This window comes from Cupriavidus gilardii, from assembly GCF_013314895.1.
GTDB lineage: Bacteria > Pseudomonadota > Gammaproteobacteria > Burkholderiales > Burkholderiaceae > Cupriavidus > Cupriavidus gilardii_C.
The window spans coordinates 11,607-24,245 of the sequence record NZ_JABTYE010000024.1; the positions used below are offsets into that span (position 1 = coordinate 11,607).

Sequence of the window (12,639 nt, forward strand, 5' to 3'; positions counted from 1 at the left end):
CGCCGCCATACCGCCCTCCGGCCTTTGCTCGCTGCCTTTGCCCCCTGCCTCCCGCCCCTACCTCAAAACGCCGCCCAACGCCATCCCCAAATACGGCCCGACTTCGCGCCTGATCGGCGCCTGACCGACATCGGCCTGACGCTATAGTCGCCCGATGCTGCCGGACCCGCGTCCGGCATGGCCCCTCGCTGCCCTGCCCGGCACGGCGCCGCATGGCAGGGGGCACTGTTTGCCGCACACTTTGCCCCCGACCTTGCCCCGCTCCGCGTTCCCGCACCGCCGGCACCACGCCATGCGCCACCACACGTACCCATGACGTCCGATCCGGAAGCTCCGTCCCTGCCCGTCCTGCCCCGCTGGCAGCGCGTCTTGCTTGCCGCGGCGCTGTTCTTCCTGCTGGCGATCGCAGGCATCGCGCTGACGCGCTATCCCGGCAACGCCGCCATCGTCTGGCTGGCCACCGCGTTCGGCGCCGGCGTGACGCTGCATCAGCCGCCGCGCGAGCGCGTCTGGATGCTGGCCGGCATGCTGGTAGCGGGCGTTGCCGCCAATGCGATGTTCGGCGATCCCTGGTGGCTGGCGCTGGTGCTGGCCGCTTCCAATGTCGCGGAGATCGTGTTCGCGACGTGGCTGGCGCCGGCCATCAGCGGCGGCGTCGGCCGGGCCAGCGCGGTGCCGCTGGCGCGCTTCGCGCTGATGATGGGCGCGACCTGCACGCTCGCGCCGATGATCGGCGCCACCGTCGGCGCCGTGGCGATTTCGAGCGCGTATGGCGGGCCGCTGGGCCACATCTGGTCGACCTGGTGGAGCGCCGACGCGATCGGCATGCTGATGCTGGTGCCGCTGTCGGTCACCTACTCGCGCGAGCGGTTGCGCGATACCTTCCGCCGCACGCGTCTGCCGCGCGTGGTCGGGCTGCTGCTGTTGACCACCGCGGTGGGAGGCGTGTCGGTGCTGCAGACGCACGACCCCTTCGGCGCGCTGTCGCTGCCGCTGGTGGTCGCCGCGCTGTTCACCAATCCCTTCGCCACCTCGCTGCTGACGCTGCTGTCGATGCTGGTCACGGTGATGCTGGGGCTGGCCGCGGCACAGGCCGGCCTGATCGATGCGCCGGCCTTCCTGACGCACGCGATGAAGCTGTCGACCAGCCTGATCCTGGTGTTCCCGGTATGCATCGCCTACCTCAGCGAACAGAATCGGCGCGACCGCAGCGAGCTGCGCGGCAGCGAACGGCGCTTCCGGCAGGCGATGCAGCATTCGGCGATCGGCATGGCGCTGGTCAGCCTCGATGGCCGCTGGCAGCAGGTCAACCGCGCGCTGTGCGAGCTGCTCGGCTACAGCGCCGCCGAGCTGAGCCGCATTCCGTTCCAGCAAATCACGCATGCCGACGACCTGGGCGCCGATCTGCGGCAGCTCGAACGGCTGGTTGCCGGCGAGATCGACAGCTACCGGATGGAGAAGCGCTATCGGCGCAAGGACGGCCGCGATATCTGGACGCTGCTGGCGGTTTCGCTGGTGCGCGACGAAGCCGACGGGGCGCCGCTGCATTTCATCGCGCAAATCGAGGACATCCACGAACACAAGATCGCCCAGCAGCAACTGCAGGCGCTGTCGCGGCGCACCGAGCTGGCGATCGAGGCCGGCCGCGTCGGCATCTGGGAATGGGACATCGCCGCCGGCACGCTGTCGTGGGACCACCGCATGCACGCGCTGCACGGCACCGCGGCCGACGACGGCGCGCCGGACCTCGACGGCTGGATCGCGATGGTGCATCCCGACGACGTCGCGCGCGCCCGTCACGAGATGCGCCAGGCGGTCAAGGGCACGCGGCCCTTCGATACCGAGTACCGGATTCTGCGGCCCGATGGCGAGGTGCGGCATATCCGCGCGATGGCGACGGTGTCGCGCGCCGACGACGGCACGGCGCTGTCGATGGTCGGCACCAACTGGGACATCACCGAGCACCATCGGCTGACCGAGGCCCTGTTCGAAGAGAAGGAGCGTCTGCATATCACGCTGCGATCGATCGGCGACGCGGTGATCTGCACCGACGCCTCGCTGCGCATCACCTTCATCAATCCGATCGCCGAACAGCTGACCGGCTGGACCATGGCCGAGGCCGATGGGCGGCCTCTGGCCACGGTCTTTCACGTGGTCGACGAGACCACCGGCCAGCCGATTCCCTGCCCGGTCGCCAAATGCCTGCAGACGCTGCGGCCGGTCTACCTCGAAGACGGCGCGGTGCTGCTCGGCCGCCATGGCGAGCGCCACGACGTGCAGGACTCGGCCGCGCCGGTGCTGACGCCGCGCGGCGACGTGATCGGCGCGGTGCTGGTGTTCCAGGACATCACCGCAGCGCGCGCGCTGCAGCGCAAGCTGGCGCATTCGGCGATGCACGATGCGCTGACCGGACTGCCCAACCGCATCTGGTTCGAGCAGCGGCTGCGCGAAGCCTGCGAGTCGGCGCGCGAGTTCGATCAGCACCATGCGCTGTGCTTCATCGACCTGGACCGCTTCAAGATCGTCAACGATACCGCCGGGCACGCCGCCGGCGACGTGCTGTTGCGCGAGCTCGGCCACGTGATTCGCAGCCAGGTGCGGGCGGGCGATCTGCTTGCGCGCCTGGGCGGCGACGAATTCGCGCTGCTGCTGCGCAATTGTTCGGTGGACCAGGGCGAGCGCGTCTGCCTGAAGGTCATCGACGCGATCCGCGCCCGGCGCTTCCCCTGGGAAGGCCGCGTCTACGATGTGGGCGCCAGCGTGGGCATCACCGCGATCGACAGCGAGGCGCCGCCGCTGGGCGAGCTGATGAGCCGCGCCGACGTGGCGTGCTACGCCGCCAAGGCGGCGGGCCGCAATCGCGTCTCGGTCTATCGCCGCGACGAGAGCGATGCGCGCCGCCATCATCGCGAGCTGCAGGTCGCGGCGGGCATCCATTCGGCGCTCGAGGCCAACCGCTTCCGGCTGTTCGCGCAGGAGATCCGCGCGCTGGCCCCGGAGCCTTCGTCGCCGTCGTCCACGCCTGCTACCTTGCCGTCTTCTCCGCCCGCGACCCATATCGAGATCCTGGTGCGCATGGTCGACGAGCAAGGCAGCCTGGTGATGCCCGGCGCCTTCATTCCGGCGGCCGAACGCTACGACCTGATGGGCCATGTCGACCGCTGGGTCATCCAGCATGTGCTGCGCGATTTCGGCGCACGGCTGCTGGCGGTGCCCGGGTTGTCGGTGTCGATCAACCTGTCCGCCAATTCGCTGGGCGAGCCCTTCCTGCTGCCCTTCCTGCATGCCCAGCTGTCGAACTCGGTGCTGCCGGCCAGCCGCATCCGCCTGGAGATCACCGAAACAGCGCTGATCAACAACATGGCCGCGGCCAACCGGCTGGTCGCCGACATGCGCAAGGCCGGCTGCACCATGGCGCTGGACGACTTCGGCGCCGGCCTGTCGTCGTTCGCCTATCTGAAGCAGTTCCCGGTCGACTATCTGAAGATCGACGGCAGCTTCATCCGGCATCTGGCCGCCAGTGCCGTCGATCGCGAAATCGTCAGTTCGATCAACGACATCGGCCACCGGCTCGGCATCCGCACCGTGGCCGAATCGGTGGAGGACGAAGCCACGCTCGACGTGCTGCGCGAAATCGGCGTCGACTATGCGCAGGGCTATGCGATCGGCCGCCCGATGCCGCTGGAGGATTACCTGGCGCGCTGTGCCGCCGTGCAAGGCGAGGCGGCGCAGCGCCCGGGTCGGTAAGTCAGCCGGCGCCGGCGCCGTCGGCCATGCCGGCCAGCAGCGGCGTGCGGGCGTCCTGCTTTGCCGGCACCGTGCCGTTCGACGCGCCGTCGGCCTCGCTCGCGCACGAGCCCAGTTGCTGGCGGTCAGGATCGATGCAGCGGCCATCGAGGTAGCGCAGCACCACCTTCAAGGCCAGCCGGCATTGCTTGGGTGTTTGCGCAGCCTCGATCCCCGCGATCACCTCGGCATCGGCGCCCAGCGCGCGCATCAGCGCGCGTGCCATGGTCCGCTCGGCCAACGCCTGTGCGGAGCCGCGCGCCTGCAGATGTTCGATCACGCGGGTCGCAATCAGATGACTGTTCGTGTCGGCCTTGCCGGCATCGACACCCGCGCACGCCTCGGCGACGGTCTTGCCGGGCCCGGCACCTTGCGCAGTCAGGGTCTCGAGCGCCTGCCGGGCGGTCTGCGCGGCCGCTCGCGCCTCCCGTCGGCCCCGCCACCACTTCACCATCTTGTAGATCGCGAACCCCAGCCAGCACGCGCCCAATACGCCGCCGGCCACCATCAGGCCCATCCCGGCCGTCGCGGCCGTCACCGTGGTCAGCGCGGCGACCGTCAAGCCGAGCATGGCGCCGTTGACCCCAAGCGTGCCGGAGCCGTAGGCGATGCGCAGCTCGGCGTTGCGGGCGTCCTCCTTGGCCGATTGCCGGGCGGCGCTCACCTTGTCGTCGCAGTGCTGCAGCACGTTGCGATAGAAGGCCGTCAGTTGCCGCGTCTTCGCGTCGTCGGCGCCGCCGACGATCCCCTGCTGGCGCGTCGACAACGCTGCTGCCGCGCAGACGGTGCCCGCCGCGCCGTGCTTCTCCAGCCCGGCAAGCGCGGTGGCCAGCGGCGAGCGGCGCAGCGCTTCGCTGCGGCGTTGCCATAGCGCACTTTCCTTGCGTGCGTCGTGCCGCTGCACGATGCCGGTGACGATCTGGCTCAGGGACATCGCCACCGACGTCACGCAACCGGCGATACCGACCCCTGGCAGTGCCATGGCCACCGTCGGCAGGAAGCGGCAGAGGATCTGCGCCGCGCCGGCGCCCACCACCGCGCCCTGCACCACCGTATCGCGCGCCAGGGCAATCCCCGCCTGCCGGCGCTTGCCCTCGCTGTCGCGATACTCGGCGCGCGCGTGGCGGTGCGCGAGAAAGGCATCGAGGCTGCCGTTGTTTCGCATGGCTTGCCGCTGCTCGCGCCGCTGCGCGCGCTCGGCAGGCAGCGCCGCCTCGATGCGAGAGGCGAGGCGCTGGCGCAGCGCCGCCTCGCAATGTCCGTGACTGCCGGCGGTCGCCGCGATCCGCTGCTGCAGATCGCCGCGCTTGCGCACCACGCGGACCCATTTCGCGAAGGTCACGGCGATTTCCACCGTCGCCAGCACGGGCATCGCCTCGGCCAGCCGGGAGCCGGCGGCGGCAAGCCATCCGGCGGGGGACGCAGCGTGTGCAATGGACGGCAACTGGGCGGACCGCGCCGCGGTCAGAAGCGCGGCCGCTCCGGTCCAGGCCCCATAGAGCAGCGACTCGATGCAGCGAATCCAGCCGCTCGACGCCGTCGCCTTGCCGGCGGCGATGCGGCACGCGGCGCCGCCCAGCACAACGGGTCCGGCGCCAACCTTGCCGGCCGCCGGATCCGGGGGCGGCGTCTGCCGCCATGGCGCCGACTGCGGCATACGAAGGGAAGCAAAAGCAAAACCGGTCAGGGGCATGATGGTCTTCCTCGCAACGGCCGCCAGGCGAGATGGCGACACATCGCAAATACACTGCGGACACAAGACCGACGCACCGTATGGTGCGGCGCACTATCGAACTCGGGATGGCGGGAATGTACGACGTGTGCAACTGCAAAAGTCACGCGGAATGCGTGCTTCTTTAGTTTCCGGGCAAGCGAATCGGAAGGACCTCGCCTTGATCTTGATCCGCAAAGGTGGGAAGGCATCGTGCGTGAACGCACAGAGACCGCGAGCGCGGCATGGCGACCGGGGGCAACGCCGACAGCGTCGCGCTATCCGGCGTTCGGGAATCCGAACACGCCGACACCACGCCCACTCGGAAATCCGAACGCCGCCGCCGACACGTCGGATTTTTTCCTTTCGCTTCAAGGGCTTGCAGGCCGCTTTGGCTCTGCACAAGCTGGCACGCCTCGTGCGAACTAGGCCCCATCTATAGCGTCGCCGCCCCCCGGCCGCGCCACAACGATGGAGGAAACGACATGGCTGCCCCCGCGCCGCGCATTTGCCCCCTGCAGCGCTCCCGACAGCGTTCCCGCCTGCACTGAAGCCGGCCCGCGTCGCCGCACGGGCCCTTCGGCGTCCGTCGGCCCGCGCGGGGCGGTGCGCCGCCTTGCGCGTCTTGCCAGCCTTGTCCTTGCGTGTCCTTGCGTGTCCTTGCGTTTACCAAGCTGTCCGGCCCGCGCCGGACGCCTCAGGTTTGAATCACGATGAAACTGAACCGACTGCCCACCCTGATTCTGTTCGCCATGCTGCTGGGCCTGCTGGCCGGCACCGCCGCGCACCACCTCGCCCCGGATGCCGCCGCGGCCAAATCGATCGCCGGCCATCTGTCGATCCTGACCGACGTGTTCCTGCGGATGATCAAGATGATCATCGGCCCGCTGGTGTTCGCCACGCTGGTCAGCGGCATCGCCAGCATGGGCGACGGCAAGGCGGTGGGCCGGATCGGCCTGAAGGCGATGGGCTGGTTCGTGATCGCGTCAGTCACCTCGCTGCTGCTCGGCCTGGTGATGGCCAATCTGCTGACGCCCGGCCATGGCATGAACCTGCCGCTGCCGCCGGCCGATGCCGCCTCGAATCTGAAGACCGGCGCGCTGAACCTGCGCGACTTCGTCACCCACATGTTCCCGAAGAGCATCGCCGAGGCGATGGCGCACAACGAGATCCTGCAGATCGTGGTGTTCTCGCTGTTCTTCGGCTTCGCGCTGGGCGCCGTCAAGGACGGTCCGGGCAAGCCGCTGCTGGCCGCGATCGAGGGCCTGGCCAAGGTGATGCTGAAGGTCACCAATTACGTGATGGCGTTCGCCCCGATCGGCGTGTTCGGCGCCATCGCCGCGGTGATCACCGCCGAAGGCCTGGGCGTGCTGACGGTCTACGCCAAGCTGCTCGGCAGCCTGTACCTGTCGCTGGCGCTGCTGTGGGCGGCGCTGATCTTCGGCGGCTATCTGTTCCTCGGCCGCGACGTGTTTCGCCTGCTCAAGACGCTGCGCGCGCCGCTGATGATCGGCTTCGCCACCGCCAGCAGCGAGTCCGCCTACCCGAAGGTGATCGACCAGCTGACCCGCTTCGGCGTCAAGGAGCGCATCACCAACTTCGTGCTGCCGCTCGGCTACTCGTTCAACCTCGACGGCTCGATCATGTACACCTCCTTCGCGGCGCTGTTCGTCGCGCAGGTCTATGGCATCGAGCTGACGCTGACCCAGCAGATCACGATGCTGCTGGTGCTGCTGGTCACCAGCAAGGGCATCGCCGGCGTGCCGCGCGCCTCGCTGGTGGTGGTCGCCGCCGTGCTGCCGATGTTCGGCCTGCCGGAGGCCGGCATCCTGCTGGTGCTGGGCATCGACCATGTTCTCGATATGGGCCGTACCGTCACCAACGTGCTCGGTAACGCCATTGCCACGACCGTCGTCGCCAAAAGCGAAGGCGCGATCGGCGCGCCGGTGCCGGAAGAAGCGGACGACACCGCTGAAGACGGCGCTGCCGACCTGGCACCCGTCCAGGTCCTGGCGAGCAAGTAGCCTCCTGCCTGCTTCAAGGGGCGTGCCAGGGGCCCGACCGCCAATCCGGCGGCCGGGCCCTTTTCTTTGGCGATGGCATTCGGGGGTCTCACCCTGTTCCACCCGGACGTCAGTCCTGGGTTTTCTTTCCTCTCCCACAAGTGGGAGAGCGGAACCGATGCCGAGCACCCGAGCTGGCTCACCGGGTGTGATAAAAGAGAGCGCATGCAGATAACCGCAATGCCGAACCGTCAGTCCTCCGCCGTGTCTTCCCCACCTTCCCGCCCGGCCCGCTCCCCGCACCATCGTCCGCCCCGCCGACAGCGCGGCCTGGCCGCCGCCGCGCAGCTGCTCGCGCTGCTGGCGCTGGCCGGGCTGGTGGGCCTGGCCGGCTGGCTGGGCTACCGCTATACCTTCGACGCCGCGCTGGCGCGCCAGGCCGAGCGCGGCCAGGTGCAGCTGCGGCTTTACGGCCAGGCGCTGTCGAGCGAACTGGCCCGCTACGACTTCGTGCCAAGCCTGCTGTCGCTGGACGACGAAATCAGCGCGCTGCTGGCGCGCCCCGACGATCCCGCCCGCGTCGCCGCGGCCAACGCGCATCTGGCCGCCGTCAATGCGCGCGCCGGCACGCTCGCCGTGTTCGTGCTCGACCGCCAGGGACGCGTACGCGCCACCAGCAACTGGCAGCGCCCCGACAGCTATCAGGGCGAAGACCTGAGCTTCCGGCCCTATTTCCAGGCGGCAATCGACGGCCAGCTCGGCCGCTTCTACGGCGTGGGCACCACGCGCGACGAATCGGGCTACTACCTGTCGGCCCCGCTGGGCAATGGCAACGGCCAGCGCCCCAGCGGCGTCGCGGTGGTCAAGGTCGGGCTCGAACCGCTGGAGCAGCGCTGGCAGAGCGCCGACATGCAGATGCTGCTGTCCGACGAGAACGGCGTGGTGATCCTCGCCTCGGAGCCCTCGTGGAAGCTGCGCGCCCGCCGGCCGCTGAGCGCGGCGCAGCGCGAGCGGCTGAACCGCAGCCTGCAGTACAACCGCGCGCCGCTGGTCCCGCTCGAATTCACGCGCGTGCGGGCGATGAACAACGGCGACGCGCTGGTGCGCATGCGCCGCGGTCCGTCGATGCTCGAGCAGAACGCCATGCTGCCAGGCACCGACTGGCAGTTGACGCTGCTGACCGATACGTCGCAAGCGCGCATGGCGGCGCTGAACACCGCCGCGCTGTGCGGCGTGCTGACCGCCTTCGTGCTGCTGCTGGGCGCCGCCTGGAACGTGCGCCGCCGCATCGTCAGCGAGCGGCTCGCGGCGCGCGCCGCGCTGGAGGCCGCCAACAGCGAACTCGAGCGCAAGGTCGCCGAACGCACGGCCGACCTGACCAGCGCCAACCACCTGCTGCAGTCCGAAATTGCCGAACGGATCCGCACCGAGCGCGAACTGCGTCAGGCCCAGGACGGCTTGCTGCAGGCAGGCAAGCTCGCCGCGGTCGGACAGATGTCGACCGGCATCGCGCACGAGCTGAACCAGCCGCTGGCGGCGCTGCGCACGCTGTCGGGCAATACGCAGAAATTCCTCGCGCGCGGCGACCTGGCCACGGCCCAGGCCAACCTCGGCACCATCATCGGCCTGGTCGAAAAGATGGGGCGCATCACCGGTGCGCTGAAGTCCTTCGCCCGCAAGCCCGGCCGCAACGGCAAGGGCAGCGCGCTGCTGGCCGATGCGATCGACAACGCGCTGTTCCTGCTGGAGACGCGCGTGCAAGCCGTGCGGCCCGAGATCGTGCGCGATGTCGACCGCACGCTGACGGTCGCCTGCGATCCCAACCGGCTCGAACAGGTCCTGGTCAATCTGATCGGCAATGCGCTCGACGCGATGGCCTCGGACCCCGGCACGCGCAGCGCGCCGCCTCGCCTCGAACTGCGCGCGGCGGTCGCCGAAGGCATGGTCCGCTGCACCATCCGCGACAACGGCCCCGGCCTGTCCGAGGAAGCGTTCGCGCGGCTGTTCGAGCCGTTCTTCACCACCAAGCCGGCGGGACAAGGTCTCGGCCTGGGCCTGACGCTGTCGGCCGGCATCCTCGACGAATACGGCGGCACGCTGGTCGCCAGCAATCACCCCGACGGCGGCGCCTGCTTCACGATGGTGCTGCCGATGGCCGGCAAGGAGACGCAGGATGGCGCCCAAACTCAATGATCTGTCGGTGCTGATCGTCGAGGACGACCCCGACGTCCGGCTCGGCTGCGAGCAGGCGCTGCGCCTCGAAGGCATCGCCACGCGGGCGGTCGGCACGGCCGAAGCCGGGCTGCAGGCGCTGACGCCGCACTTCCCCGGCATCGTGGTCAGCGACATCCGGCTGCCCGGCATCGACGGCATGGCGCTGCTTGCCGAACTCAAGGCCCGCGATGCCGCGCTGCCCGTGGTGATGATCACCGGCCATGGCGACGTCGGCCTGGCGGTGCAGGCGATGAAGCAAGGCGCCTACGACTTCCTGGAGAAACCGTTCGCCCCCGAGCGGCTGGTCGAGGTCGCGCGCCGCGCGCTGGAACAGCGCCGGCTCGCGCTCGAAGTCGAAGAGCTGCGCGACCGGCTGGCCGGCCGCGAACGGCTCGAGGCCCGGCTGATCGGCGTGTCGCCGGCGATGGAACGGCTGCGCCGTCTGATCGCGGATCTCGCCGACACCAGCGCCAACGTGCTGATCCACGGCGAGACCGGGACCGGCAAGGAACTGGTGGCGCGCTGCCTGCACGACGCCAGCACGCGGCACGCGCGCAACTTCGTGCCGATCAACTGCGGCGGACTGCCCGAGCAGCTGTTCGAGAGCGAGATCTTCGGGCACGAGGCCGGCTCCTTCACCGGCGCGGCCAAGCGCCGCATCGGCAAGATCGAACACGCCGAGGGCGGCACGCTGTTCCTCGACGAGATCGAGAGCATGCCGATGTCGATGCAGATCAAGCTGCTGCGCGTGCTGCAGGAGCGCGTGGTCGAACGGCTCGGCTCCAACACCCCGGTGCCGGTCGACGCGCGCGTGGTGGCGGCGACCAAGGCCGACCTGAAGGCGCTGTCCGACGCCGGCCAGTTCCGCGCCGACCTCTACTACCGGCTCAACGTGATCACGCTCGAACTGCCGCCGCTGCGCGAGCGGCGCGAGGACGTGCCGCTGCTGTTCGACCACTTCGTCGCGCAGGCAGCGCTGCGCTTCGAGCGCGATGCGCGGCCGGCATCCCCGGCCGAACTGGCGCGGCTGGTCGCCTATCCGTGGCCCGGCAACGTGCGCGAGCTGCGCAACCTCGCCGAACGGCATGTGCTGGGGCTGGGCTGCAATCCGGAACAGGGCACCGAAGAACCGGCGCTGTTGCCGCTGGCGCAGGCGGTGGAGCAGTTCGAGCGCGCGCTGATTGCCGATGCGCTGCGGCGGCATGACGGCAATCTGAGCCGGGCCAGCGAAGCGCTCGGCGTCGCCAAGACGACGCTGTTCGACAAGGTCAGGAAGTACGGGCTATAGCGGCCATGTGCGGTCCGCACGCTCTGTCGGCTAGCGAACAGAGCGGTGCCCAGCGCAACGGGATACTCAGCGCAAAGCGCCGCGGCCACGATTCGCGGTGCGATGCCCGGAGCGGCCGCACGGCGGCTGGCCCGGCCCGTTCCCTGCCAGGAAGCCCCGCGATGAAGCCCGATCCCAGATCCTGCGCCGGCATGGCGAGTCACCGGGCGCCGTTCGAAAGGACCGTGCTGACGCGCGGCAAGGCGACGCTGATCACCTATATGGGCGCCGGCGATTCGCACCCGACCCTGGTGCTGTGCCAGGTCGAGCGCCTGCGCGAAAGCGATCTCGAGCCACTGGAGAAGCTGCAGGCGTTCTGCACCGCGCGCCACGTGCTGTTCGCCGTCGTGGCGCCCGACGAGGCGGCGCGCGGCATGGCCGAGACCCTGCAGCGCTGGGGCATCATGGTGTTCCTCAAGGCCCCGACCGACGAGGAAGTCGAGGCCTTTGTGCGAGTGCAACGATTGATGCGCCATCCGGCGGTCTGGGTTTAGGCCGCCACCCTTCGACCGCCTTCCACCTCGTCCTGCCGCATCAGCCAGCCATACAGATCGCGCGGTTCGTCGGGCGTCGCCACCAGCTCGACATGGCGGCCCGCATGGCGCGCGCAGGCCGCGGCGTAGAGCCAGCGCAGCGTCGAGTAGTCTTCCAGCGCAAAGCCGACCGAGTCGAACAGCGTGATGTCCTCGACCGCAGTACGGCCCGCTACCTCGCCATTCAAAATCCGCCACAGCTCGATGACGGGGAAGTCCGCCGGCATCTGCTGGACCTCGCCTTCCTGCCGCGACTGCGGCTCGTACTCGACCGCCACGCGGGCGCGCCGCAGCAGCGCCGGGTCGAGCTCGGTCTTGCCGGGGCAGTCGCCGCCGACCGCGTTGATATGCACGCCGGGCGCGATCTGCCCGTCGCGCAGGATGGTGGCGCGGGTCTTGTCGGCGGTCACCGTCGACACGATGTGCGCGCCGGCCAGCGCCTCGTCGATCGACGCCATCGGCAGGATGCACAGCTCGCCGGTATCGGTCAGGCCGGCCAGGTTGCGCTGCAGCCTGGCGGTCGCGGCCGGGTCCAAGTCGTAGGCGCGAATCGCGCGGACGCCGAGCATCGCATGAAAGGCCAGCACCTGGAATTCGGCCTGCGCGCCGTTGCCGATCAGCGCCATCGTGGTGGTACCGCGCGGCGCCATCGCCCTGGCGGCCACCGCCGAGGTCGCCGCGGTGCGCAAGGCGGTGGCCAGCGTCATGTCCGCCAGCAACAGCGGAAAGCCGGTCGATACCTCGGCCAGCGCGCCGAACGCCATCACGGTCGGCATCGCGTGCGCGGCATTGCGAGGATGACCGTTGACGTATTTGAACGCGTACTGCTCGCCGTCGGTGACGGGCATCAGCTCGATCACGCCCACCGGCGAATGGCTGGCCAGCCGCGCGCATTTCTCGAATCGATGCCAGCGCAGGAAATCCTGCCGCACATGCTCGGCCAGTTGCCGCAGCGCGGTCGACACGCCGATGCTGCGCACCAGGGCCGCCACCGCGGTCGCATCGAGGAAGCGAGTCATCGCGGTCTCCTTCATCGTGGTCTCCTTGTCGTTTTGTCGTTGGGCA

7 protein-coding genes are annotated in these 12,639 nt (G+C 69.6%); 5 read left to right on the forward strand and 2 right to left on the reverse strand.

Annotation, left to right across the window (positions count from 1 at the left end):
• The first annotated feature begins 312 nt into the window (after nucleotides 1-312).
• Nucleotides 313-3,747 (forward strand): diguanylate cyclase, encoded by a 3,435-nt coding sequence (locus tag HTY53_RS20300; protein ID WP_174108367.1) that lies wholly within the window; start codon nucleotides 313-315, stop codon nucleotides 3,745-3,747.
• 1 nt (nucleotide 3,748) lies between these two features.
• On the opposite strand, the gene HTY53_RS20305 is transcribed toward HTY53_RS20300, so the two are convergent.
• Entirely contained in the window at nucleotides 3,749-5,479 is a 1,731-nt protein-coding gene (locus HTY53_RS20305; protein ID WP_174108368.1) for a hypothetical protein, read from the reverse strand.
• Between the two features lie 731 nt (nucleotides 5,480-6,210).
• Between HTY53_RS20305 and HTY53_RS20310 the strand changes: the two genes are divergently transcribed.
• The 4 genes from HTY53_RS20310 (at nucleotide 6,211) to HTY53_RS20325 (ending at nucleotide 11,535) form a co-directional block, all read left to right on the forward strand.
• Nucleotides 6,211-7,521, forward strand: coding sequence for a dicarboxylate/amino acid:cation symporter (locus HTY53_RS20310; protein WP_174108369.1), 1,311 nt, complete (start codon nucleotides 6,211-6,213; stop codon nucleotides 7,519-7,521).
• Between the two features lie 204 nt (nucleotides 7,522-7,725).
• Nucleotides 7,726-9,693, forward strand: a complete 1,968-nt coding sequence (locus tag HTY53_RS20315; RefSeq protein WP_254600045.1) for a sensor histidine kinase — start codon at nucleotides 7,726-7,728, stop codon at nucleotides 9,691-9,693.
• Nucleotides 9,674-11,002 (forward strand): sigma-54-dependent transcriptional regulator, encoded by a 1,329-nt coding sequence (locus tag HTY53_RS20320; RefSeq protein ID WP_174108370.1) that lies wholly within the window; start codon nucleotides 9,674-9,676, stop codon nucleotides 11,000-11,002. Before HTY53_RS20315 ends, HTY53_RS20320 begins: the two co-directional genes overlap by 20 nt.
• 161 nt (nucleotides 11,003-11,163) lie before the next feature.
• Nucleotides 11,164-11,535: a hypothetical protein gene (locus HTY53_RS20325; protein ID WP_174108371.1), complete on the forward strand. Its 372-nt coding sequence runs from the start codon at nucleotides 11,164-11,166 to the stop codon at nucleotides 11,533-11,535.
• On the opposite strand, the gene HTY53_RS20330 is transcribed toward HTY53_RS20325, so the two are convergent.
• Nucleotides 11,532-12,608: an ornithine cyclodeaminase gene (locus tag HTY53_RS20330; RefSeq protein WP_174108372.1), complete on the reverse strand. Its 1,077-nt coding sequence runs from the start codon at nucleotides 12,606-12,608 to the stop codon at nucleotides 11,532-11,534. The two genes, HTY53_RS20325 and HTY53_RS20330, sit on opposite strands and share 4 nt — an antisense overlap.
• Nucleotides 12,609-12,639: the final 31 nt, after the last annotated feature.

Bases quoted from the DNA above. Each gene is read 5' to 3' on its own strand.
- HTY53_RS20300 (WP_174108367.1), top strand. From the start codon at position 313: ATGACGTCCGATCCGGAAGCTCCGTCCCTGCCCGTCCTGCCCCGCTGG.
- HTY53_RS20305 (WP_174108368.1), bottom strand. From the start codon at position 5,479: ATGCCCCTGACCGGTTTTGCTTTTGCTTCCCTTCGTATGCCGCAGTCG.
- HTY53_RS20310 (WP_174108369.1), top strand. From the start codon at position 6,211: ATGAAACTGAACCGACTGCCCACCCTGATTCTGTTCGCCATGCTGCTG.
- HTY53_RS20315 (WP_254600045.1), top strand. From the start codon at position 7,726: ATGCAGATAACCGCAATGCCGAACCGTCAGTCCTCCGCCGTGTCTTCC.
- HTY53_RS20320 (WP_174108370.1), top strand. From the start codon at position 9,674: ATGGCGCCCAAACTCAATGATCTGTCGGTGCTGATCGTCGAGGACGAC.
- HTY53_RS20325 (WP_174108371.1), top strand. From the start codon at position 11,164: ATGAAGCCCGATCCCAGATCCTGCGCCGGCATGGCGAGTCACCGGGCG.
- HTY53_RS20330 (WP_174108372.1), bottom strand. From the start codon at position 12,608: ATGAAGGAGACCGCGATGACTCGCTTCCTCGATGCGACCGCGGTGGCG.